The sequence below is a fragment of the Streptomyces sp. NRRL S-340 genome (genome assembly GCF_000720185.1).
Classification (GTDB): Bacteria; Actinomycetota; Actinomycetes; order Streptomycetales; family Streptomycetaceae; genus Streptomyces.
The window spans coordinates 181,557-204,685 of sequence record NZ_JOIY01000005.1 but is presented as its reverse complement, the minus strand read 5'-3'; the positions used below and the strand labels follow the sequence as shown (position 1 = coordinate 204,685).

Here is a 23,129-nt window from a genome sequence, read left to right as displayed (position 1 = left end):
CGGGGCATCCCGGACCGTGAACCGGACCCGGTTCGCCCTGGGCGGGCCGATGCCGTACAGTTCACGGTGTCGACGCGGGGTGGAGCAGCTCGGTAGCTCGCTGGGCTCATAACCCAGAGGTCGCAGGTTCAAATCCTGTCCCCGCTACGAGAAAGTGAAGGCCCGGTTTCCGCCGGGCCTTCACTGTTTTCTGCTCGCCTTTGCTACCCGCCGTTTTTCTGCTCACCGTTTTTCTGCTCGCCGCCGGGCTTTCCGCCGCCCAGCGCCTTGCGCACCTGTGCGTCGCTCAGCCCGACCGCCCGGGTGATCACGCGCGGGTCGACGCCGTGGGCGTGGGCGCCGCGCATGGCCCAGTTGCGCAGGGCGACGTCCAGCCGCTTGCGCCGGCCGGCCAGCATGTTCTGTATCAGCCGGGCAAGGCCCAGAAGGATCTGGCCCTGCCATTCGTCGAGGCGGTTCTGCGGACCTGGGGCGGCGGGTGCGGCCAAGTGGAATCCCTTCCATCGACAAGCGGACATGTCGACGGTGACGGCACCCCGACCGGGCGGCAAGAACGCGAACCGGCCGTGATCGGCGCGTCGAGAGGTGAACGGGACGCCCAGAGCGGCACATGAGGCGGCACGGATGACGCGTGTCCCGGACGTGCTGGCCGGGACACGACACTTCCGGGCCGGCACACCGCGTACCAGCCGTCCGGGAGATCTTCAGGACCACACCCAAAGCGGAGCCGGACCCGGCGGCGGCTGCGCCGACGGAGCGGCTGTACGGGGGAAAAGAAGCGGACCGCAGCGTGCCTTGTGATCGCCCCACGCCTGCCGTCGCCATCCTGACCACTGCAACTCAGGGTTCGGCGACAGGACGACGAAAGGTCGGTCGAGTGAGGCTCAGGAAGCGTTTTGCCACGATCAGTGTCGCTGCGGCGGCAGCGGTGCTTTTCAGCAGCGGGGGCGCCCAGGCGCAGGGCGACGGAGGAATCCTCTCGCTCGTGGGCGCCAGGTCCCTCCTCGACGCCTGTTTCCCGCTGGAACAGGTCGGGCTGGGAGACAGCTGCACCGCCGTGCGAGACAACAACAACAACAATAACAACAACAACGGAGGCGTGAACAACAACAATAACAACAACGGCACTGGCGAGGTGAACAACAACAATAACAACAATGTCGGTACCACCCAGGGCCAGGGCGGCGGGCTCCTCTCGATCCTGGGTACCACGTCAATCATTCAGGTCTGCTACCCGATGGGGCAGGTCGGCCAGGGCAACACCTTCAGCGGAACGCAGAACATCAACTGCAATCAGAACGCGGGGTCGTGAATCGCGCACTGCCGCAGACATGCAGGTCCGGCCGGGTGATCCCACCCGGCCGGACTGCTGAAGTTCAGCCGTTGTTGTTATTATTGTTGTTGTTCGCCCCTCCCCCGTTGTTGTTGTTATTGTTGTTGTTGTTGTTCCCACCTCCGCCATTGTTGTTATTGTTGTTGTTGTTCGCTCCCCCGCCGTTATTGTTGTTATTATTGTTGTTGTTCGCCCCTCCCCCGTTGTTGTTGTTATTATTGTTGTTGTTCCCACCTCCGCCGTTGTTATTATTGTTGTTGTTGTTCGCTCCCCTGCCGTTGTTGTTGTTATTGTTGTTGTTGTTCGCTCCCCTGCCGTTGTTGTTGTTATTGTTGTTGTTGTTCTGCCTCTTGCCGTTACCGTGCCCGTGGTGGCCGTTGTCGTACGGCACTGTCGCATGGGTGCCTGCGGGTTCCGGGGAGGCGAAGGCGGCGGAGGGCGCCAGCGCGCCACCAGCGGCCAGGGCAGCCGATGCGGTCAGCAGCGCCGTACGCTTTGCGATGTGCTTGATCATGACGATTCTTTCCGATGAGGCGGATCCCTGCCGATAGGCGGACAGTCCGAAAGGCGACGGCAGCCGGAGACGCCTTTCACTGCCGGGCTGAATTCACTGCCGCAGGCATTTCGAAGGCGGGGTAGGTCGGCATGCTCTGCACGGGCCTGTTTCGAGCCGCGAACCGGGAGCCCCGGGTTCTGGAACTCTTTCGACAGCGTTCCACGCCGCGGCCGGGGGACGCATCGGGCGAGCCCCCCATCTTCCACCCGGGCATCCCCCACCTTTCATCCCGGCATCCCATGACGCCACCCCACCGGTCGGCCTGACCTGACCCGTCTGGATCTTTTGCGCGGCTTTGGCCCCGGAGGGAAACTGGCTGGTGATGGACCTGCTGGAGCGAGAGGCTGTGCTCCAGGACCTCACCGGTCACCTGCACGAGGCCGTAAGCGGTCCTGGGGGCGTTGCCCTTGTGCGCGGCGAGGCCGGCATCGGCAAGACCACCGTCGTGCACCGTCTGGCCCAGATGGCGGATCCCCACATCCGGGTCCTGGTCGGGGCCTGCGACCCGCTGTCCACCCCCCGCGCGCTGGGCCCCGTGATGGACTTCGCCCCCCGCCTGGGCCGGGCCGTGCGCACGGCACTGACCCGTGCGCTGGCCGGCGCCTGCCGCGCCGACGAGGTCTTCGACCGCCTCCTGGCCGACCTGAGCGTCTGCCCCAGTCTGCTGGTCGTGGAGGACGTCCACTGGGCCGACGAAGCGACGATGGACCTGCTGCGCTACCTGGCCCGGCGCCTGCCGGAGGTCCCCGCGCTGGTGGTCGCCACCTACCGCGACGACGAGATCGGGCGCACCCACGATCTCACCGCGCTCCTCGGCACTCTCGCCCGCTATCCGTGGGTACACCGCCACGACCTGGCCCCGCTGAGCCGACGGGCCGTGGCCCGGCTCGCCGCAGGACACGCCATCGACGCCGAAGAGCTGTACCAGGTCTCCGCGGGCAATCCGTTCATCGTCGCCGAGATCCTCGCCGCCCCGGCAGAGGCGATCCCGGCGACGGTGCGTGAGGCCGTCGCCGGACGTTTGGCGGGCCTTTCGGCCGCGACCCGCACGGTGGTCGACGTGCTGGCCGTCCTGGGCTCCCGGGTCTCGCTGCCCTTGCTGACCGGCATCCTGCCGGACGCGGAGGGGGCGCTGGAGGAGGCCGTCGCCTGCGGGGTCGTCCGCACCGACGGGCAGGTGAGCGAGTTCCGCCATGAACTGACCCGGCGGGCGGTGCTGGAGGCCGTCCCCGCCGCCCGCCGGCTGCGCGTGCACCGGGACGTACTGGCGGCCATGCGATCAGGTCCCGTCGCCGTGGACGACCTCGCGCTGCTGGCCGATCACGCCGAGGCCGCAAGGGATCCGGCGGCCGTGCTGGAGTACGCCCCCGCGGCGGCCGCCCGCGCCGCCGCGTTGGGCGCGCACCGCGAGGCGGCCGCCCAGTACGCCCGTTCCCTGCGCCACGCCGACCGCCTGCCGCCAGGCCGGCGGGCGGCCCTGCTGGAGGGCCATTCGCGGGCGTGCCTGCTGTCCAGCAGACTGGACGACGGGATCGCTTCCCGCCGCGCGGCGGTGGGGCTGCGTCATGAGCTGGGTGACCGGCTGCGCGAGGGCGACGACCTGCGCTGGCTGTCGTCCTGGCTGTGGCCGGCCGGGCGCACCGCCGAGGCCGGGCGGACCGGCCTGGACGCGGTGCGGGTGCTCGAGCGGCTGCGGCCAAGCCGGGAGCTGGCCGGGGCATACCTGAACCTGTGCCAGCTGGCCTGCTACGAGCACGCCCCGGTGCCGGTGGCGGCCGCGTACGCCGAGAAGGCGACCGCGCTCGGCGAACGCTTCGGCGACGCGGGCGTGGTCGTCCAGGCGCGTTTCCATACCGCGGCGGCGCGGCTGCTGTGCCAGGAGGACGGCTGGGAGGACTGCGAGCAGGCGGTGGCGAGCGCCATCGCACAGGACCTGCCGGTGGACGCGGCCCTCTTGACGGTCATCATGGCCTGGTTCAGCGCACTGCGGCGCGACGCCGCCCGGACCACCGCGGCCGTGGGCCGGGCGGAGGCCTACTGCCTCGACCGTGACCTGCTGACCTACCTGCTGTGGACGCAGGCCTGGGACAGTTGGGGACTGCTGAACCGCGGCCTGTGGCCCCAGGCCGCCGGCGCCGCGCAGAAGGTCCTGCGCCATCCCGGTTCGCCGCCGGTCGTCCGGGCCCTGGCGCTGACCGTGCTGGGGCTGGTGCGGGCCCGCCAGGGCAAGGGGCAGGTGTGGCCCCTGCTGGAGCAGGCGGCGGGCCTGGTCGACCCCGGCTGTCTGCTGGACACGGGTCCGGGCTGGGAGGCCCGGGTCGAGGCGGCCTGGCTCGCCGGTGATCAGGAGAGGGTGCAGGCGGAGGCACGACGCGGGCTGGCCGCGCTGGAGGAGCGCAGCCATCCCTGGCTGTCCGGGCCGCTGGCCTGCTGGATCCGTCGCGCCGGGGGCACTCCCCCGGGGGTTCCTGCGGCCGAGCCGTACGCGCTGGAGCTGGCCGGCGACTGGGCGGGCGCCGCGGAACACTGGGAGCGGCTCGGCTGTCCCCACGACGCCGCGCTGGCGCGTCTGTCCGGGGACGCGGGCGCGCTGGACCAGGCCCTGGACGCCTTCGAGGGCCTCGGGGCGCGGCCGGCCGTCGCGTACACCCGCGCCCTGATGCGGGCCCGAGGCGTCCGCCCGGTACGGCGGGGCCCCCGAGCGGCCACACGGGCCAATCCGTACGGACTGACCAACCGGGAGCTGGACGTACTGAAGCTGCTGAACGAGGGTTTGGCGGACGCCGAGATCGCCGCCCGCCTCTACATCACGCCCAAGACGGCCGGGCACCACGTGGGCGCGGTGCTGAACAAACTCGGCGTCCACAACCGTCACGAGGCCGCCCGCAAACTCCATCACTCCGAGCGCCGGTAGAGGAGCGGTCCGGAGCACGCCGCCTCGCCCGGCAGGGGCCCGGCGGGCGCTGCCTCGCCGGTCAGGTGCGGCGGGCGTGGTGCGCCAGGCGGTCGGCGAGCGCGGCCACGAGGTCGCGCAGTTCGCCGGGGCGTTCGATGACGAACGGCCGGTCGAGCGAGGCCAGCAGTCCGGGCAGCCAGTCGAGCCGCTCGACCCGCAATGCGACGCGGAACCACCGGGCGGCGGAGGGAGCGGCGTCCGGCCCGGAGCCCGAGGGCGGCCCGGAGCCCGAGGAGAGCCCTGGGCGCGAGGGCGGCCCGGCGAGCGGGTCCGGCTCCGGAAGCGGGACCGGCCCGGAGGCCGAGTCCGGCACCGGGTCCGGTTCCGGCGTCAGGTCCGCGTCCGGCGCGGCGTCCAGCTCCTCCAGGTTGGCGAGGGCGGCGGGGAACCGGGCCCGGATCTGCTCCGGCGTCCCATGGATCCGCAGCGTCACCTCGTGCCGGTACGCGGCGGTGGCGAACCCGGTCAGGACGCGCTGGGCCGGGTCGGGACCGGCCGGGGCCTCGAACGAGCCGGGCAGGGTCCGCGCGTCGGTGATGCCGTCGAGCCGGAAGGTACGGTCCTCGCCGATGCCCGGATCGGCGCCGGTGACGTACCACCGGCCCGAGTGGGCCACGAGCCCGTACGGGTGCAGCGTGCGGTCGCTGCGCCTGCCGTTGCGGTCGGTGTACTTGACCGAGACGGGCCGGCCGTGGCGCACCGCGTCGGCGAGGGTCAGCAGGACCGAGGGGTCGGGTACCGCGAACTCGCCGGGCGGCGCCGTGAAGGCGAGGGACCCCAGCACCGTGTCGAGCCGGCGGGCGACGCGCTCGGGCAGTACCCGCCGGATCTTGGCCGCCGCCGTCTCACCTGCGGTGACCGCCGTCGCCGCCGGTCCCGACCGGCGTGCGACAGCGAGGCCGAGCAGCACGGCGAGCGCCTCGTCGTCGCTCAGCATGAGCGGGGGCAGCCGGTGACCGGGTGCGAGCCGGTAGCCGCCGTAGCGGCCGCGCACCGCCTCGACCGGCACGTCGAGGTCGACCAGGTGGTCCACGTACCGGCGCACGGTGCGCGGGTCGACGCCGAGGCGGTCGGCGAGTTCGGCCATGGTCCGGACGCCGCCCGACTGCAGCAGTTCCAGAAGAGTCAGGACGCGGCCGGTGGGTCGGGACATGGGACGAGTCTAAAGCGAGAATACTGGACCGTTTCTGTCCTCTATTTGTCCTACCTTCGGAGACGCAACGGAAATCCCCGCCGCCGAACATCCCGTCACCGGGACCCGGGGTCGGCGGGGCCGCTCGTCAGCAGAGCCACCGGTGGACGGATCCACCGGTCGAGCAAGGGAGAACACCATGGACTTCGTCTCGGTCCGCGTCATCACCGGCGATGTGGCACGCCTGGTCGGCTTCTACGAGAAGGCGACCGGTACGACGGCGGTCTGGGCCACCGAGGACTTCGCCGAGGTCCGCACCCCCGGTGCGACCCTCGCCATCGCCAGTACCCGCACCGTCCCGCTCTTCGCGCCGGACTCCGCCCGCCCGGCCGACAACCACAGCGTGATCATCGAGTTCCTGGTCGACGACGTCGACCGGGTCCACGAGAACCTCGCCGGCCTCCTCGATGACGTGGTCGGCGGACCCACCACCATGCCGTGGGGGAACCGGTCCCTGCTGTTCCGCGATCCGGACGGCAACCTCGTCAACTTCTTCACGCCGGTCACGCCCGCCGCCGTCGAGAAGTTCGGACGCAGGCAGCGGGCGTAGCGGCGTCAGAGCCACCCCGTCGCCGGCCAGACGGTCACGGCGGCGGTGAGCAGCAGTGTGATGTTCAGGGCGATGCGGCGGTCGCCGCGGCTCAGGTGCACCCTGGTCGCACCGATCTGGAGGACCACGAACCCGACGGCGGCGACCGTCGCGAGCCACGGAGCGACACCGGTCAGCGGAGGGAGGACCAGCCCGAACGCGCCGAGCACCTCGGTCAGTCCGAGGGCCCTGACCACGGGCATCGGCATGCTGTCCACCCACGCCATCATCGGCCGGAGCCGCTCGCGGCTCCGGGTCGCTTTCAGTGCGCCCCCGTAGAGGTAGAAGAGCGCGAGCAGGCTTGCAAGGATCCAATATGCGGCGTTCATCGTCCCGTTCGTCGCTGCTGTCGGTTGCGGGTGGGCTCAAGGGCGTGGAAGGAGGGGCCTCTTCAGCGGTGTTCGTCGTGCGGGTCGGCGCCGGCGGCCGGACGGTGGTGCTCCGGCGGCCGCCGGGCGAAGTCGACGGCGGGCTCGGTGGCGTAGCGGCTCATCGTCCGGATGCTCGCCTGCGGGGTCGGTGCGGCACCGCCGGCGAGCATGTCCCGCAGGTCCCGGAAGTACTGCACGTACAGGTCCGGCGTGAAGGTGCTGAGCATGACGGCGGGCCGGCCGGTGGTGTTGGCGAAGGTGTGCGGGACTCCGGGCGGCACCATCACGAGGGTGCCCGCGGTGGCGTCGTGGTCCTTCTCCCCCACGGTGAACCGCACCGTGCCGGAGATGACGTAGAACCCCTCGTCGTGCTGGGCGTGGCGGTGCTGCGGGGGGCCGGGCGTGTGCGGCGCGAGGACGGACTCGGCGATGCCGAGGCGGTGCCCGGTGGTGCTGCCGTCCTCGAGGATCCGCAGGCGTGTGGTGCCGAGCAGGATCGTCTCTCCGTCGTCCGGTCCGACCACCGACACGGCGGGGCCGGCGCCGGACGGAGCGGCGGTCGGTTCGGCGGTCATGTCGCCGGTGGCGGGTTCGGCGGTGGCGGGTTCGGCGGTGGCGGGTTCGGCGTTCATGTCTCGATTCCACTGCCGGGGCGCCGCACCTGTCCAAGACCCGTTCCGGCGCCTCGATACCGTCTGGGTATCGTTGCACCATGGAGCTACGCACGCTGCGTTATTTCGTGGCGGTCGCCGAGGAACTCCACTTCGGGCGGGCCGCCGCCCGGCTGCACATGAGCCAGCCTCCGCTGAGCCGGGCGATCAGACGTCTGGAGGCCGAGGTGGGCGCCCCGCTGTTCGTCCGGTCTTCCGCCGGTGTCACGCTCACCGCGGTCGGGGCGGTCCTGCTGGAGGAGGCTCGGGCCCTGCTGGACCGGGCCGACCGGGCCGGCGCCCGCGTGGCCGCCGCCGCGGGCGCCGCCACCGTCACGATCGGCATCCTCGGGGACAGCGGCGACCCGGCGGCGGCGCGGCTGGCCGACGCCTACCGCCTGCGGCACCCGCACGTCGAGGTCCGGGTCCGCGACACCGATCTGACCGACCCCACCTGCGGACTGCACGCGGGGCTGGTCGACGTCGCCCTGACCCGCGGGCCGTTCGACGAAACCGGCCTGGAGGTGCGGACGTTGCGCGCCGATCCGGTGGGCGCGCTGCTGCGCGCCGATGATCCGCTGGCCGGCCGCGACAGCCTGGACCCGGCCGAACTCGCCGGCCGCCGCTGGTTCCTGTTCCCGGAGGGCACCGATCCGCTCTGGCAGGAGTACTGGAGCGGAGGCGGGCGCCGCGGAGGTCCGGTGGTACGGACCGTCCACGAGTGCCGGCAGGCGGTCCTGTGGAACGGCACGGTGGGCATGACCCTGGTGGACCACGAGGTGCCGGAGGGGCTGACCGTCGTACCGCTGACCGGGATACCGCCGAACCCCGCGGTGGTCGCGTGGAACGAGGGGGAGACGAACCCGTTGATCCGGTCGTTCGTACGGCTCGCGGTGGCCGCCTACCGGCGCTGAGCGGCGCACCGCGACGGCCTGCCGCCCGGCAGGCATCACGACGGCTGACCGGCCCCGCCCGAGCGTGCTTCGGCCGCCGTCCTCAGATCGGTCAGCCACGCTTCGAGACCCTGGCGGAGGATCTCGGTCGCCTCGGGGACGTCGGCGTCGACCTGAGGACCGGTGTGGGTCTCCTCGGTCCGTACCCGGACACCGCCCCGGACCCTGGTGAAGGTCCATACGTGGACGCCGTCGATGCGCAGGCCCTCACCGACCGCGGGGCCGGTCCAGCGGACGCAGGAGCCGTACCTGAGCTGCCGGACGGTCGAGGTGATGTCGAGCCTGGTGGCGCCGGTCGCCGGGTTCGGGGGCACCGGGGTGACCCACCGGAACGCCGAGCCCGGCCGGAAGGGGCCGCGGCCGAGGCGTTCCGCGCTCGTCACGGAAGCCTGCCAGGCGGGCCATCGTTCGACGTCGGTCTGGAGCTTCCAGACGGTGCGCAACGGTGCGTGGATCACGGTCTCGGTCCGGTGGCGGACGCGCGCGTCCGGGTCGACGCCCTGCCCTTGGCAGGTGAGGGACGCGGCGTGCTGCTGCGGGGCGGCACCGGCGGGCACGACCGCGGTGCCGAGCGCACCGGTGACGAGCGGGACGGTGGGCAGGGCGGCACGGACGGCGCTGCGGCGAGTACGGGACTTACGAGGCTTGCCCGGCATGGTGACCCTCTCGTGGGCGGGGCGACAGGATGAGCTAGATGGTGGCGCGATCGTTAGAAGTTATAACGCTATGTCGAGTGAGAGGTCAACAGCCTTGGTGATAGCCTCTAACGAAACCTTGAGAGCGTAGCCGCGCACGGGCGGCGACCGCGTTCGCAGCCGCCTCGGACTCAGGCCCGGCCGGCGGCGCGCCAGGACCCGGGACAGGAGGCGGGAGGCACGCCATGGAGAAGCCGGACCCGCAGAACCCGCGCGAGCGCTACCGCGTCCAGGTCCGCGCGGAGATCAAGGAGCACGCCTGGGAGCAGATCGCCGCGGCGGGGGTGTCCGCCCTCTCCCTCAACGCGATCGCCAAGCGGATGGGCATGAGCGGCCCCGCCCTCTACCGCTACTTCGCCAACCGCGACGACCTGATCACCGAACTCGTCCGGGACGCCTACCGCAGTCTCGCCGGTGCGCTCGGCGCGTCCCGCGCCGCCGGGGCCGACCTCGCCGCACTGGCACACACGCTGCGCGACTGGGCCCTGGAGGACCCCCAGCGGTACCTCCTCATCTACGGCACTCCCGTCCCCGGCTACCACGCCCCCGAGGACATCACCGGGATCGCCGACCAGATCATGGCCCTCCTGCTCGACGCCTGCACGGAGCGGGATCCCGAGGGCCGGGAGACCGCGTTCGGCATCCACCTGCGGGACCACCGGGAGTGGGCCGGCGGCCACACCGCTCCGCCCGCGGCCCTCCACAGGGCCCTGGTCTTCTGGACCCGGCTGCACGGCGTGCTGTCCCTGGAACTCGCGGGCCACTTCGCCGGCATGGGCTTCGACCCCGCCCTGCTCTTCGCCGCCGAACTGGACGACCTGTCGGCCCCCCGCGACCGGACGCGGACCTGACCCGGGACGGACCACGCTCGGCGTCGGCGGCTTCCCCCGCGCGCACCCGGGACACGGCCGGCACCGGCCCGGAGATTGTCAGGCAAGCGGCGACTTGCCTATCGTGGGACCGTGCCGGAAGATGTCTTCAAGGCGCTGGCCGACCCCACCCGCCGGCGCATCCTCGACGAGCTGGCGGAACGGGACGGGCAGTCCCTGTTCGAGATGTGCGGGCGCCTGACGGCCAGGCACGGCCTGGGACTGTCCCGCCAGGCGGTCAGCCAGCACCTGGCCGTGCTGGAAGCCGCGGGCCTGGTCCGGGTGCGCCGCGAGGGCCGCTACAAGTTCCACGACCTGAACACCGCACCGCTTGAGGACATCATGACCCGATGGCTCAGGCCCGATGCGCCGGAGAGCACTCCATGAAGATCCACCTGTCCAGCGTCTTCGTCGACGACCAGGACAAGGCCCTGCGCTTCTACACCGAGGTGCTGGGCTTCGTGAAGAAGGCCGAGGTCCCGCTCGGCGAGCACCGGTGGCTGACCGTGGTGTCGCCGGAGGACCCCGACGGCACGGAACTGGTGCTGGAACCCGACAGCCACCCCGCGGTGGAGCCGTACCGGACCGCGCTGGTCGCGGACGGCATCCCGCTCACCTCCTTCGCCGTCGAGGACGTGCACGCCGAGTTCCACCGGCTGCGCGGTCTGGGGGTGCGCTTCACCCAGGAGCCGGTGGAGATGGGTCCGGTCACCACAGCGGTGCTCGACGACACGTGCGGCAACCTGATTCAGCTCGCCCAGTACAAGTGAGTGCGGCGGCCGGCCGGGGGGTACGGGCGGCCCGGGCCGGCACGGTGAGCACGGCGAGGCAGCCGACGACCGCGGCGATCCCGGCCCAGCCCGGCAGGGGCAGGCGTTCGCCGACCACCAGGACGGCCAGGACGGCGGCGACCGCGGGCTCCAGCAGTGAGAGCGTGGTCGCGGTGCTCGCCGGGACATGCGCGAGGCCCCAGCCGAACAGCACGTAACCGGCGAACATGGGCACCAGCGCCAGGTAGGCCCCGACAGCCGCATGGGACCACGAGTCGAGGAGCGGGGCGCCGGTGGCCAGCAGGACGGGCAGGAGCAGCAGCCCGCCCAGGCCGAAGACGGTGCCCATGGCCGCACCGGAAGTGACACCGCCGCTGATCAGCCGGTGGGCCGCCCAGGAGTACAGGGCGTAGGTGAGACCGGCCACCAGCCCCAGTCCCACCCCGAGCACGGTCGGCGCGGCGGAGTGGGCGCCGGGACCCGAGTGGGCCCGCGTCGCCTCGGCCGCGCACAGCAGGGCCGTACCCGACAGGCCCAGGGCGGCGCCGGCCGTCCAGCGGCGAGTCAGCCGGCGCCCGTCCACGACCCGCTCGACGAGGGCCGAGGCGAGCGGGGCGGAACCGATCGACACGACCGTGCCGGCCGCGACCCCCGCCAGGTGCATCGAGGTGTAGAAGGCCAGCGGGTAGGCTCCGACCGCCAGGGCGCCGAGCAGGACGACGCCGCCGCGTGCCCGCAGCCGCGGCGCCTGCCGGGCGATACGCGTCGCGGCCACGAGTGCCTGGAGCAGGCCGCCCAGCCCCATGGCGGCCGCCCCGATCGCGAGGGGTCCCACGCCCGGGGCGAAGGCCGCGGCCGTCCCGGTGGTCCCCCACAGCGCCGACGCCACCAGCACGCACACCGACCCCCTTGCCACCGGGGCGCCCGGGTCACAGCCGGTCCAGCAGGTCCGCCGCCATCGCCCGGGCGTGCTCCAGGCGCGTGCCGGCGCCCTCGAGTCCGGCGCGTGCCATCGCGCCCTCCAGCAGGAACGCCAGGTGCTCGGCCGTCGCGCGGGCCTCCTCGGGCCGTCCGGGCAGCAGTTGGCCGACGTGCCCGGCGAGCAGGGCCTCGACCTCCTCCTTGTGCCGGCGCACGACGGCCCGTCCCTCGTCCCCGGCGGGCAGCTCGGCCGCCGCGTTCAGCAGCCCGCAGCCGCGGAAGCCGTGCTCGTAGGCGAACGCCGCGTGGTCGGCGTAGGCGTCGAAGACGGCCAGCACGCCGTCACGGGCGTCCGCGGCCCGTTCCAGCCGCCGGCGGTACAGGCCGAGCCACTCCTCGTGCCGGGCATCGAGGTAGGCCCTGACCAGGTCGGCCTTGGAGGAGAAGTTGTTGTACAGGCTCATCTTCGCCACGCCCGCCTCGGCGGTGATCGTGTCGATGCCGGTCGCGCACACGCCGTCCGCGTAGAAGCGGCGCGACGCGGCGGCGAGCAGCCGCTCCCGCGCGGCACCCCGCCGCCTGGTGGGCCGCGGGGCCGCGGCGCCGGTCTCGCTCATCACAGACCACCCCTCTCACTAGGTAGGTCAGTCTACCTAGTGAGAGGCGGCTTGGAGCGGTCTACGGCAGGGCCGCCTCCCACTCCGCCTCCGTCAGCGGCGGTCCCGTCAGGTGCTTCTTCCTGGGCCCGAACAGCATGGGGAGCAGCATGTCGGGTGCGAACAGGCGGGTGGCCGGTTCCTCCAGGCTCATGACGTCCAGCAGGGCGCTCAGGGCGCGGGGGTTGCGGGCTCCCGTGGCCACCGCCCGGTCGACGTACCGCGCGAGGAGCCGTTGTGCGGGGCTCGGCGCGGTGTCGGTGGCGTCCGGATAGAAGGCGTCCTGTCCGACCGCGAGGTTCCAGGCGGCCGAGACGGGGCGGGTGGCGGCACGCTGGAGGCGACGCATGCCGCCGGGGACCGGGAAGCCGGTTCCGCGCAGCAGGTCGCGGACGGCGGCGGCGCTCTGTGCCGCCACGGTCAGTCCGTGGCCGTACACGGGGTTGTAGCCGGCGACGGCGTCACCGACGACCAGGAATCCGTCGGGCCGGCGCCGCATCTTCTCGTAGTGGCGGCGCTGGTTGGCCGTGCCGCGGGTCACGGTGACGCCGCCGACGGCTTCGGCCTGCTCGATCAGTCTGGCGATGACGGGGTCTCCCAGGCGCCGGGCGAACTCCACGAAGGCGTCCGGGTCGCCGGTCGGCTCCCCGCCGCGGGTCCCGGCGAGGGTGACGATCCAGCGGCCGCCCTCGACGGGCAGGACGATGCCGCCCCGGCCCGGTGCCTTCGCCGGGTTGGCCTGCACGTTGACGAGGGGGAAGCGGGTGCCGGCGGTGGTGCCGGGGGCCCGGTAGAGGCGGGTTGCGTAGGTGATGCCGGCGTCGACCCTGCGCTCGACGACGCGCGGGAGCCCGAGGGCTTCGAGCCACTGCGGGGCACGGGAGCCGCGTCCCGATGCGTCGACGACGAGGTCGGCGGTCAGGGTGCGCTCGCCGGTCGTGTCCCGGACCCGCAGACCGGTGACGCGGCGGGCGTCGCCCGTCGGCCCGAGGGCGGTCGTGGCCTGCCGGAGCGTGATCCGCGGGTGGGCGAGCACCCGGTCGCGCAGGACGGCGTCGAGCAGGTTCCGGGAACAGACCAGATTGCGGTGGTGCGGGGCGAGGAAGCGGCGGAACCAGACCTCGTTGGGGGCGCGCGAGACCATGTCGCCCATGATGCGGACGAGCCGGCCGCCCCTGGCCACGACGTCGTCGACGACACCGGGCAGCAGGTCGTCGAAGGCGCGCACCCCGCCGCTCCACACCAGGTGCGCGTGCCGGGCCTGGGGCACGCCGCGGCGGGGCGCGACGCCGGCGGGGAGGCTGTCCCGCTCGACGATCGTGACCTCGGCGAACTCGCTCAGCGCCGCCGCGGCGAACAGGCCCGCGGCGCTCGCACCGACCACCAGGGCCGTGGGCAGGCGGTCGGGTGTCCGGTCGGGCATGGCGTCGAGGCTCCCCGGTCTGGGCACGGCCGCCGGCGCGGCCGCATCGCGGCGCGATGTGACGTCCATCCTGCCCTGACCGAGCGTCAGGGCGCCATGCCCACACGGTTGTTACGGGCTCTCCACCCCGCACCGGCCGCCCGCGGACCTCGCCCGGAAGGTCAGTCGGAGTCCGACTCGTACTCCGACACGGAATCCGCGGGGTCGTGGTGGAAGTCCCCCACGGCCATGTCGCCCTTGATCACCCCGTCGGCCAGTTCGGCACCGATCGCGTGTGCCTTGGCGCTCATCTCTGCGACCACGGCGGGCTCCCTCTGCATCCATTCGGGCATGCCCCAGTTGGGGAAGAACTGCCCGTGGGCCCCGGCGGCGACCACCCGGTAACCGAGTGGCTCGCCGATGTGCTTGTTGACCGCGTCGAAGGCCCACTCGCAGGCGAGGCAGGCCAGTTTGACGCCGCCCATGTGCACCGTCCGGGGCGCGTTCGGGTCCCCGGGGTTCCGCTTCCAGGCGGCGACCTGCTCGCCCAGGAGCGTCATCTCTCCGTGCTGGGCGGGCTTCTTGTCCTTCCTGCCGACGGCGAACCAGGTGAGGGGCCTGTGCATCGCCTCCCGGATCGCGGACAGTTCGGGCGACTCGGTGTGGACCTCTTCGTACGATCCGGAGTCCAGGGCACGGAGTTTGCTGCGGTCCTGCCGCTCCCGCTGCCGCTCCCCCGAGCTCGAACCCCAGCCGTGGTGACCGGCCCTGGGTGCGCTGCCGTCGGCGAACTTCCTGACCTCGGCGTCGATCTTCTGGCGCTGCTCTTCGGTGACCAGCCGCTTGCCGGTGTTGCCCGCGATGCCCAGGGTGCCGTCGGGCAGCAGGTTGACGGCCAGATGAGGGGTGAACTTGCCCTTGGCCTTCGGCTGCGTGGCGATGATGACGCGCTCGGCGGTACGGGCGACACGGTCCAGCATCCGCAGGGCGACGTCCCGGTCGGACTCGGCGGTCTGTTCCGTCTGGTGGAACGTGGGGGCCCGCTGGACGGCCGGGGCGGCCTGAGCCTGCTGCTCCCGGCCCGGGGCGCCGGCCTCGTGCGCCTCCGCCCGCGGGGCCGCGGGGAGCGCGGCGGCCAGGGCGCGGTGGGCGTTGGCCTCCGCCTCGCGCTCGAAGCGGTCACCGGGGTCGCTGACGCGCAGGCCGTCGCCGCGGTCGGTGCCGGCGACCGGTCCGCTGCGCTGCTGGACGACGTGCGTCAGCTCGTGCGCGAGGGTGTGCCGGTCGGCGCCGCCCTCGCCGACGACCACGTGACTGCCCGAGGTGTACGCGCGGGCACCGATCTCGGCGGCCGAGCGCCGGGCCGCCTGGTCGGTGTGCATGCGCACGTCCGAGAAGTCCGCGCCGAGCCGGGCCTCCATCTCCGCCCGCAGCACCGGCTCCAGCGGGGCGCCGGGTGTGCGCAGCACGTCGTGCACGGCGGAGCGCTGCACCGGTGCCGTATCCGCCTCCGCGGTCCCGTGCCCGCAGCCCGGGCCGTGGCTGTGGCGCTCGAGGTCGAGCATCCGCGCCACGGCCGTGTTGCCCGCCGTGCGTTGGAGGTCGAGGAGAGAGGCTGCCGTCGGGGTGGCGGGAACCAGCGGACGGTTCCTCGCGGGCTTGGCCCCCGTGTCTCGTTCCGAGTTCTCCTGCGGGCGCGCGCGCATGACGGTCAGTCCACTCCTCCGGTAGCTCTCCCTCCATGGGACGGGGGCACAGGCGCCGGGGGCAAGGAACTTTCGGGCAAGGCAGGGGGCAGGATGTCGTACGCGGGGTACGGGGACCGGCGGGCGGCGCCGCCTCTGAGCGGGCTCCGCCGGTGGCCTGCGGCCTCGTACGGCCGGACGGAGGTCGGGCTGAAGCGGCCTCCCCGAGCGTCGGTGGGCGCGGGTGCGGCAGACGCCGTCGGGGGGAGGGGCGTGAGGTCGAACCGCAGCCCAGTCGTGGACGATCGCCGGCCCCCGAGGGCGAGCGCCCCGCGGCGGCGGCACCGCCGTCGAGACCGTGGGCGCCGCCGACCGGAAGGGGGCCCGCCGCGGGAGCGGCCTCGGGCCGGGCCGGCCGCGGCAGGGCCCGGCCCGCGCGCCCGGCGGAGAGTGAGAGGCCCGGCACCGCGCCGAGGCGGTGCCGGGCCTTCCGTCCGAAGAGCGGGCGTCCACGGTCAGGGTCTTCCGTTCTTCCGTTCGGATCGCGCCGGGCTCGCGGGGCCCGGCCCGATCCGGGCAACCCGCCTAGTCCGTGCCGGACTCCATCGCGGCCCGGTCCAGCATCGCGTCGTCGGAGCCCTCGCCGCGGGAGGCGATGGCCTCCGCGCCGCCCTCCGGCATGCTGCCGATCAGGCCGGTGGCGGCGGCCTGCGCGGCACCGACGGCGGGCGTGCCTGCGCCGATGAGGCCGATCGCGGCGTACTGCTCCAGCTTGGCGCGGGAGTCGGCGATGTCCAGGTTGCGCATGGTGAGCTGGCCGATCCGGTCGACCGGGCCGAAGGCCGAGTCCTCGGTGCGCTCCATGGACAGCTTGTCCGGGTGGTAGCTGAAGGCGGGACCGGTGGTGTCGAGGATGGAGTAGTCCTCGCCGCGCCGCAGCCGCAGGGTCACCTCGCCGGTGACGGCCGCGCCGACCCAGCGCTGGAGCGACTCGCGGACCATCAGGGCCTGCGGGTCGAGCCAGCGGCCCTCGTACATGAGCCGGCCCAGGCGCCGTCCCTCGATGTGGTACTGGGCGAGGGTGTCCTCGTTGTGGATGGCGTTGACCAGACGCTCGTACGCGGCGTGCAGCAGCGCCATGCCGGGGGCCTCGTAGATGCCGCGGCTCTTGGCCTCGATGATGCGGTTCTCGATCTGGTCCGACATGCCCATGCCGTGCCGGCCGCCGATGGCGTTGGCCTCCATCACGAGGTCGACGGCGGAGGCGAACTCCTTGCCGTTGATCGTGACCGGGCGGCCCTGCTCGAAGCCGATCGTCACGTCCTCGGCGGCGATCTCGACCTCGGGGTCCCAGAACCGTACGCCCATGATGGGCTCCACGGTCTCCACGCCGGTGTCCAGGTGCTCCAGCGTCTTGGCCTCGTGGGTGGCACCCCAGATGTTGGCGTCGGTGGAGTACGCCTTCTCCGTGCTGTCGCGGTAGGGGAGGTCGTGGGCGAGCAGCCACTCCGACATCTCCTTGCGGCCGCCCAGCTCGGTCACGAAGTCCGCGTCCAGCCAGGGCTTGTAGATCCGCAGCTGCGGGTTGGCGAGCAGGCCGTAGCGGTAGAACCGCTCGATGTCGTTGCCCTTGAAGGTCGACCCGTCGCCCCAGATCTGGACGTCGTCCTCCAGCATCGCCCGGACCAGCAGCGTGCCGGTGACGGCGCGGCCGAGCGGCGTGGTGTTGAAGTAGGAGCGACCGCCGGAGCGGATGTGGAACGCCCCGCAGGTGAGCGCGGCCAGGCCCTCCTCGACCAGCGCTGCACGGCAGTCGACCAGGCGCGCGATCTCGGCGCCGTAGGTCTTGGCGCGGCCGGGCACCGAGGCGATGTCGGGCTCGTCGTACTGGCCGATGTCGGCGGTGTACGTGCACGGAATGGCGCCCTTGTCGCGCATCCACGCGACCGCGACGGAGGTGTCGAGGCCGCCCGAGAAGGCGATGCCGACACGCTCGCCGGCCGGAAGGGAGGTGAGGACCTTAGACATAGGAAGAGTATGCACCCTTACGCATGATCATGCAAAGCGCTCCACGTCGGCGGGATTCTTCCGAGGCCGGGCAAGGGAGCGCAGTGTGCCGCGGGCGAGGCCCAGCAGGCGTTGGGCCGCGGTGATCGCCATGTCCTCGAGCGCCGGATGCTCCACCTGTGCGTCGTCGTCGGCGTACACGCCCAGGCCGTCCACGGTGACGAGGATGTGCAGCACCGCCCCGAGCGGGTCGCCGACCCGGAAGTCTCCGGGCCGGACACCTTCCTCGACGAGGTCCATGGGGGCGGAGCGCGTCAGGGACTCCTGCGCGGCCACCGCCGGGCGCAGCCCGGCACGGAACCGGCCGAGACGGCGGGCGTCGAGCCGAAGGCGGCTGAGGTCGCGGTACTCGCCATCGGCCAGGCGCACCGGGAAGCGGGCCAGCCGCTCGACGGGCGGCAGCCCCTCCTCGCCGCGGGGCAGGAGCGAGGCGCGTCGCTCGGTCGCGGCGCAGGAGAAGGTCTCGGTCACCAGGTGGTCCGCGGCCGGGAAGCAGTGGCCGACGAGCGGGGCGGACGCCCGGCTCGTCGGCGACGCGCCGCAGGGTGACGCGTTCGAGCACCTCCTGGAGCGCGATCCGGGCGGCGGTCCGCACGATCTCCGCGCGCCGCTCGCCGGGCCGCTTCCGGGTCCTTGCCGTCCGGGGTCTTGACGTGATGGAGGACACGTTATTGGATGTGCGACCAATAACTGGTTGGTCACGCGCCCAATAAGGAGCGCGGTCCGCGGACCCGAGAGGCCCCGATGACGACGACGAACCCCGCCTCCGCCCCCGGCCCCCTGGAGGGACAGGGCACCGAGCGGGCCGGGCACATGGAGACACGGGGCATCGACCAGGTGCCCGCGGACGAACGCGGCGGGCGGCCACGCCAGTTGTTCGCGGTCTGGGCGGCCCCGAACGTCAGCTATCTGAGCTTCGTGGTGGGTGCCGCCCTGATCCTGATGGGGCTCACGCTCCCGCAGGCCTTCGGCGTGATCCTCACCGGGAACCTGCTGTGGATCTGTACCGGCGTCGTCGCGGCGAGCGGGCCGGCGGCCGGCACGAGCGGGTCGGTCATCTCGCGCGCCCTGTACGGCGTCCTGGGCAACAAGGCCGTGCTCGTGCTGACCGGGTGGCTCATCGCCGCGGCCTACCTGGCCCTGAACTGGTCGGCCGCCTCCGTGGCGGGCATCGGCCTGGCGGGCCGGGCCGGGCTGCCGCACAGCTCTTCCGTCGACGCGGCCGTCATCTGCCTCATCGCCGGCGGCACCCTGCTGATCGCCGTCTTCGGACACGCGACGATCGTCCGCCTCTACACCGCGCTCAGCGTGGTGCTGACCGTCGTGTTCGTCGTCGTCACCGGGTACGTGCTCGCCCACGCCGACTGGTCCTACGCCCCTTCCGCCCCGCTCGGCGGGACCGCGCTCGCCGCCGCCCTGGGCGCCGGTCTCACGATCATCGCGTCCACGCCCCTGTCGTACAGCAACAGCCCCGACCTCGCCCGCTACCTGCCGCCCGACAGCAGCCCGGTGGCCATCGCCGGGTGGACCGCCTTCGGCGCCTACCTGCCGAGCGTGGTGTTCACCGGCGTCGGGGCGCTCGCCGCGACCAGCCTCGACATGAGCGACCCGGAGGGCGCGCTGGAGAGCATCCTGCCGGGCTGGTTCATCCCCGTCTTCGTCGTCGCGGTCGTCGTCAACACCATGACGAACAACGGCATGACGGCCTACAGCGCGAGCCTGTCCATCCAGTCGGTCGGTGTCCGCCTCGCCCGGATCCCCGCGGTCCTGATCATCGGCGTCCTCGGAACCGCCATGACGCTGTACGCGATCCTCGTCTTCGACTTCCTGACCAGCGTCGACACCATGCTCCAGCTCGTGGTGACGGTGACCGGTCCGGCGATGGCGGTGGCCGTGACGGACCTGGTCATGCGCCGCAACCGCTACAACGGCGCCCATCTGCTCGAAGAGGAGCGCGGCGGCCCGTTCTGGTACCGGCGCGGCGTCCACTGGGCCGGCGTCCTCGCGCTCCTCGCCGGCGGCGTCGTGTCCGCGCTGTGCGTGAACACCACCTTCTGGACCGGTCCGCTGGCCAGGGCCCTGGCCGGCGTGGACCTGTCGATCCCGTCCGGCATGATCACCGCTGCCGCCGTGTACTGGGGCACGGCCCGCGCCCTGGGGAGCATCCCGCACGCCTGACCGACGCCTCACCTTCTCAGGGACCCCGTGCACCGCGGCACAGGCCGCCGGCGCCGTGCCCGCCGCGGCCGTCGGCAGCGCCGCGCGGTTCCCCCGGACACCCCGGACACCGCGGACACCGCGGCCACCGCGGCCACCGCGGACCCGCACCCGCACTCGAAAGGCAGAACGCTCGTGACCACGACGCCGATCCCCCGCCCCGCGCACCGCCGCCACGTCGAGGCGGTCGCCGCCGACCCGTACGAGCGCGGCACCGTCCGCGGCGGTCAGCTGCGCGCCACCCTTCCCGCCGCGATCGAGGTGTACGACCGCCTCTTCGCCCTCGGCGGCGTCACCGAGGCCGCCGTACGCGCCGACGCCGAGCGCGCCTCGGAGGCGATCGGGGCCTTCCGGCCGGCGGCGCACGCCGAGATCGAGGGCATCGCCCGGGGCGCCGGAGTCGAGCCGTGGCGGGTCGCCGCGCTCAACGCGCGCACCGAGATCCTGGCCCGCAGCACCTCGGTGCCGCCCGGCGAGTGCACCACGATCGTGCGCCGCGTCACCGCGGGGCGGGCGGGCACGGCCCCGCGTACGTTCGGTGCGCAGACCTGGGACTGGCACGTCGAACTGAGCGAGCTGTGGCACACGGTGGAGGTGCGCGGCGGCCGGCACGGCGTCGTCGGGCTCACCGAGGACGGCATCCTCGGCAAGATCGGTGTCAACAGCGCGGGACTCGCACTGCACTTCAACATCCTCGGGCACGTCCGCGACGGCGTCGGCGGAGTCCCGGTGCACGTGCTCGCGGCGGTCGTCCTCGAGGAGGCGGGCAGCGTCGCGGAGGCCGTCGAGATCGTGCGCGGCGCGCCGGTCGCGTCGTCGGGGTCGTTCGCGCTCTTCGACGAGGCGGACGCCGTCCTGCTCGACCTGAGCCCCGTCGGCGTGTTCGCCGTGGCACCCGAGGACGGCACGTTCCTGCGCACCAACCACTTCCTCACGCCGCGGCCCGCCGCCGGTGAGAAGACGTGGCTCTACCAGCCCGACTCGGGCCGGCGCCGCGACTTCGTCCGCGCGCGTCTCGCCCGCCGGGGGGCGCCGGCCACGCCCGGCGGCCTCACCGGTCTCCTCGTCACCGGCGACGGCGAGCCGCCGGTGACCTGCCTGCCCGACCTGGACAAGCCGCTGGGGCAGCGGTGGGCGAGCCTCGCGACGGTCGCCCTGGAACCGGCGGCACGCACCGCCCGGATCCTCGACGGCACGCCCGCCGACATCGGCTCGCGCGACTGGCGGGTGCTCGTGGCGCGCTGATCCGCCCCGCGGCGTCCCCGGGACCGGCCGTACGGGCGCCCCCGGGGCCGACGGTACGGGAGCCCGCAGGGACCGGCGGTACGGGCGGCACCCGCGCCCCCTGGACCGCCGGTACAGGCGCGCCCCCGGACCGGCGGTACGGGCGCGTCCCGGGCGAACTCCCCTTCGGCGCCTCTCGCGCGCGAGGAGCTCCTGGCGGAGCCGACAGCGCGGCGTACGCCGGGCGCGCGAGCGTGGTGAACCGTCCGGACGCCCGCCGGAGACCGGTGTGTTCGGTGCGGTGCGGTCGGGTGCTCGTGGCGCCCTGACCGTGTGGGCGCGGGTCTCGGCCCCACCGTGGCGACAGCGGGGCGATCCGCGGCTTGGAGCCGCGAACAAAAGTGGGCCCGGCGGGCGGCGCCCGGCACGCGCCCTCGCAAGGCGCCGGGCACCGCCCGCTGATCGGAACCCGCTTTTGTTCGCGCTCTCGGCCGGGCGCGGGTGACGCCGTGACAACTCTGTGACGGGCGCCTATGGCCTGCGTCACAGCCTGCGGCTGGACGGCCTGATCGACTGGCCGCATGCGCCGCGCCTTCCTTCCCCTTGCCGCTGCTCTCACCGGTGTCCTGCTGCTCGGGGCGTGCGGCCCCCTGGAAACCGGGGCGCCGGGTTCCGGCCCGGCTCGGCGGCAGGGATCCGCCTGCCGCGACGCCGACGCCCCTTCCGGCGCCCCGGCGTCGCCCGCGTCGCCTGGGGAGTCCACCGGTGCGGACGGGGACGGCGTCAGGGCCGTCGTGGTGGACGGCTGTCCCGCTTTCGAGGTCACCAACGAGGCGGCGCAGTCCTTCACTTACACGATCACCTACCAGGTGCTGACGACCGGCGGCGTGGCGCGGGCGGGCACGGAGAAGGCCGTGGCGACCGTCGGCCCCGGCGGTACCGTGCGACGTACCGTCGACCCGGGCGCGTCGGCCACCGGGACGGACGGAGGTGCCCGCCTGAAGATCGTCAAGGTCCGCAGCGTTCCCGCCGCGGAGGCGCCGGCCGGGACGGGGCCCTGCCCGACGCCGGGGGTGCGTGTGTACGCCGACGACGGTGACGCCGCCATGGGGCTGCGGGTCGTCGGGCTGCACCTGGCGAACTGCGGCACGCGCGCCTACCGCCTCGACGGTTATCCGGCGGTGCGGCTCCTGGACGAGCGGCACACGGCGGTCACCGGCGTGCGGATCCTGCACGGCGGCGCCTCGATCGCCACCGGCACCGGAGCCGACGCCGCGCCCCGTCCCTTGGTGCTGGAGCCGGGCGAGAGCGCGCGCGCCGCCCTGGTCTGGCGCAACACCACCGGCCTGGGGAGCGAGCCCGTCCACGCGCCCTACGTGCGGGTGGTGGCGAAGCCCGGTGCCGCCGCGGTGACGGTGACGCCCGAACTGGACCTGGGCACCACGGGGAAGCTCGGCGTCGGCGCCTGGCAGAAGGACGAGGCGTCCCGCGCCGCGAGGTGAGGACGGGGGGGCACCCGGCTCGCGGAACACCGTCCGCCGCCGCCCTTCGTCTCCGCCCACCGGGACGAGCGGCCCGCACGTCCCGCGCACGCCCCGAGTGAAGCCCGCTCCCCCGCCCTCCGCCTGTCCAGGCGAGGCCGTGTCCCCGCGCCCCTGCCAGGTGCGCCGCCGCACACCGCCGCCGGCGCGAGGATGCCCTCCCGGGCGTGCCGGACAGGGCAGGTGAGGCAGTGGCGGGGCGCACGGCGCGGTGATCGCGCGCCGCCCCGCACCGAGTCGGTGTTTGCGCATCTCCGGCGCGAGCGCGCCCTCTTCACGCCGTACCGGCGGCCCCGCCCGCCTGTTTGGCTGGTTCCCGCACACGGCCGTCCCGTTGACCGTCCCGTTCACCACCGGCCCCCGCGCCTTCCTGGACGCCTACCGCAACGGCAGCTTCCAGTACCTGCTCATCGCGGCCGACCGGGTGTGAGGTGACGTCCGCGACGGCGGTGGCACACCGGCGCCACCGCCGTCGTCCCTCC

General features: G+C 73.2%; 22 protein-coding genes and 1 tRNA gene. 11 read left to right on the top strand and 12 right to left on the bottom strand.

The window, feature by feature from the left end:
* Nucleotides 1-73 precede the first annotated feature (73 nt).
* Nucleotides 74-147: transfer RNA gene (locus tag IG64_RS05600), tRNA-Met, on the top strand.
* A gap of 56 nt (nt 148-203) precedes the next feature.
* On the opposite strand, the gene IG64_RS05595 is transcribed toward IG64_RS05600, so the two are convergent.
* Entirely contained in the window at nt 204-488 is a 285-nt protein-coding gene (locus tag IG64_RS05595) for a hypothetical protein (protein WP_037852527.1), read from the bottom strand.
* 389 nt (nt 489-877) lie between these two features.
* Here IG64_RS05595 and IG64_RS41480 point away from each other — a divergent pair, with 389 nt between their 5' ends.
* Nucleotides 878-1,312: a hypothetical protein gene (locus tag IG64_RS41480; RefSeq protein WP_199811510.1), complete on the top strand. Its 435-nt coding sequence runs from the start codon at nt 878-880 to the stop codon at nt 1,310-1,312.
* A gap of 64 nt (nt 1,313-1,376) precedes the next feature.
* Here IG64_RS41480 and IG64_RS41050 read toward each other — a convergent pair whose 3' ends face one another.
* Nucleotides 1,377-1,847 carry a hypothetical protein gene (locus IG64_RS41050; RefSeq protein WP_158771483.1) on the bottom strand — a complete coding sequence of 157 codons (471 nt, stop codon included), beginning with the start codon at nt 1,845-1,847 and terminating at the stop codon, nt 1,377-1,379.
* Nucleotides 1,848-2,211: 364 nt separating this feature from the next.
* Here IG64_RS41050 and IG64_RS05575 point away from each other — a divergent pair, with 364 nt between their 5' ends.
* Nucleotides 2,212-4,803, top strand: coding sequence for an ATP-binding protein (locus IG64_RS05575; protein WP_078883810.1), 2,592 nt, complete (start codon nt 2,212-2,214; stop codon nt 4,801-4,803).
* Between the two features lie 61 nt (nt 4,804-4,864).
* Here the strand turns inward: IG64_RS05575 and IG64_RS05570 are convergent, their stop codons facing one another.
* Entirely contained in the window at nt 4,865-5,998 is a 1,134-nt protein-coding gene (locus IG64_RS05570; protein WP_037852521.1) for a helix-turn-helix transcriptional regulator, read from the bottom strand.
* A gap of 178 nt (nt 5,999-6,176) precedes the next feature.
* Here IG64_RS05570 and IG64_RS05565 point away from each other — a divergent pair, with 178 nt between their 5' ends.
* Nucleotides 6,177-6,587 (top strand): VOC family protein, encoded by a 411-nt coding sequence (locus IG64_RS05565; protein WP_037852518.1) that lies wholly within the window; start codon nt 6,177-6,179, stop codon nt 6,585-6,587.
* Nucleotides 6,588-6,592: 5 nt separating this feature from the next.
* On the opposite strand, the gene IG64_RS05560 is transcribed toward IG64_RS05565, so the two are convergent.
* Both IG64_RS05560 and IG64_RS05555 read right to left on the bottom strand, forming a co-directional pair.
* Nucleotides 6,593-6,955 (bottom strand): DoxX family protein, encoded by a 363-nt coding sequence (locus IG64_RS05560; protein WP_037852516.1) that lies wholly within the window; start codon nt 6,953-6,955, stop codon nt 6,593-6,595.
* Nucleotides 6,956-7,017: 62 nt separating this feature from the next.
* Nucleotides 7,018-7,572 (bottom strand): cupin domain-containing protein, encoded by a 555-nt coding sequence (locus tag IG64_RS05555; protein ID WP_037852662.1) that lies wholly within the window; start codon nt 7,570-7,572, stop codon nt 7,018-7,020.
* 137 nt (nt 7,573-7,709) lie between these two features.
* On the opposite strand from IG64_RS05555, the gene IG64_RS05550 reads away from it, so the two are divergent.
* On the top strand, nt 7,710-8,561 hold the full coding sequence (locus tag IG64_RS05550; RefSeq protein ID WP_037852514.1) for a LysR family transcriptional regulator: 852 nt from the start codon (nt 7,710-7,712) through the stop codon (nt 8,559-8,561).
* Nucleotides 8,562-8,596: 35 nt separating this feature from the next.
* Here the strand turns inward: IG64_RS05550 and IG64_RS05545 are convergent, their stop codons facing one another.
* Complete coding sequence (locus IG64_RS05545; RefSeq protein ID WP_051812393.1) at nt 8,597-9,256, bottom strand: SRPBCC family protein; 660 nt, start codon at nt 9,254-9,256, stop codon at nt 8,597-8,599.
* A 224-nt stretch (nt 9,257-9,480) separates the two neighbouring features.
* Here IG64_RS05545 and IG64_RS05540 point away from each other — a divergent pair, with 224 nt between their 5' ends.
* The 3 genes from IG64_RS05540 (at nt 9,481) to IG64_RS05530 (ending at nt 10,934) form a co-directional block, all read left to right on the top strand.
* Complete coding sequence (locus tag IG64_RS05540; RefSeq protein ID WP_037852512.1) at nt 9,481-10,146, top strand: TetR/AcrR family transcriptional regulator; 666 nt, start codon at nt 9,481-9,483, stop codon at nt 10,144-10,146.
* A gap of 111 nt (nt 10,147-10,257) precedes the next feature.
* Entirely contained in the window at nt 10,258-10,551 is a 294-nt protein-coding gene (locus IG64_RS05535) for an ArsR/SmtB family transcription factor (protein ID WP_037852510.1), read from the top strand.
* The gene (locus IG64_RS05530) at nt 10,548-10,934 is read left to right on the top strand and encodes a VOC family protein (protein WP_037852508.1); all 387 of its coding nucleotides are present in this window, start codon (nt 10,548-10,550) and stop codon (nt 10,932-10,934) included. Before IG64_RS05535 ends, IG64_RS05530 begins: the two co-directional genes overlap by 4 nt.
* Here IG64_RS05530 and IG64_RS05525 read toward each other — a convergent pair.
* The 6 genes from IG64_RS05525 to IG64_RS05500 form a co-directional block, all read right to left on the bottom strand.
* Nucleotides 10,873-11,829 carry a DMT family transporter gene (locus IG64_RS05525; protein WP_051812389.1) on the bottom strand — a complete coding sequence of 319 codons (957 nt, stop codon included), beginning with the start codon at nt 11,827-11,829 and terminating at the stop codon, nt 10,873-10,875. The two genes, IG64_RS05530 and IG64_RS05525, sit on opposite strands and share 62 nt — an antisense overlap.
* A gap of 34 nt (nt 11,830-11,863) precedes the next feature.
* Nucleotides 11,864-12,472, bottom strand: coding sequence for a TetR/AcrR family transcriptional regulator (locus IG64_RS05520; RefSeq protein ID WP_037852506.1), 609 nt, complete (start codon nt 12,470-12,472; stop codon nt 11,864-11,866).
* Nucleotides 12,473-12,533: 61 nt separating this feature from the next.
* The gene (locus tag IG64_RS05515; protein ID WP_037852505.1) at nt 12,534-13,934 is read right to left on the bottom strand and encodes an FAD-dependent oxidoreductase; all 1,401 of its coding nucleotides are present in this window, start codon (nt 13,932-13,934) and stop codon (nt 12,534-12,536) included.
* Nucleotides 13,935-14,095: 161 nt separating this feature from the next.
* A complete protein-coding gene (locus IG64_RS38360; RefSeq protein WP_078883809.1) occupies nt 14,096-15,619 on the bottom strand; it encodes an eCIS core domain-containing protein in 1,524 nt (507 codons plus the stop codon).
* Between the two features lie 564 nt (nt 15,620-16,183).
* Nucleotides 16,184-17,626, bottom strand: a complete 1,443-nt coding sequence (gene argG / locus IG64_RS05505; RefSeq protein WP_037852504.1) for an argininosuccinate synthase — start codon at nt 17,624-17,626, stop codon at nt 16,184-16,186.
* A 27-nt stretch (nt 17,627-17,653) separates the two neighbouring features.
* A complete protein-coding gene (locus IG64_RS05500; protein WP_234438400.1) occupies nt 17,654-18,136 on the bottom strand; it encodes a TetR family transcriptional regulator in 483 nt (160 codons plus the stop codon).
* Between the two features lie 273 nt (nt 18,137-18,409).
* Between IG64_RS05500 and IG64_RS05495 the strand changes: the two genes are divergently transcribed.
* The 3 genes from IG64_RS05495 to IG64_RS05485 all read left to right on the top strand — a co-directional run bounded on the left by IG64_RS05495 (nt 18,410) and on the right by IG64_RS05485 (nt 22,608).
* The gene (locus IG64_RS05495) at nt 18,410-19,843 is read left to right on the top strand and encodes a purine-cytosine permease family protein (protein WP_051812387.1); all 1,434 of its coding nucleotides are present in this window, start codon (nt 18,410-18,412) and stop codon (nt 19,841-19,843) included.
* 174 nt (nt 19,844-20,017) lie between these two features.
* Nucleotides 20,018-21,127: a C45 family autoproteolytic acyltransferase/hydolase gene (locus tag IG64_RS05490; RefSeq protein WP_037852648.1), complete on the top strand. Its 1,110-nt coding sequence runs from the start codon at nt 20,018-20,020 to the stop codon at nt 21,125-21,127.
* Between the two features lie 560 nt (nt 21,128-21,687).
* Nucleotides 21,688-22,608, top strand: a complete 921-nt coding sequence (locus IG64_RS05485; RefSeq protein ID WP_037852503.1) for a DUF4232 domain-containing protein — start codon at nt 21,688-21,690, stop codon at nt 22,606-22,608.
* Nucleotides 22,609-23,129: the final 521 nt, after the last annotated feature.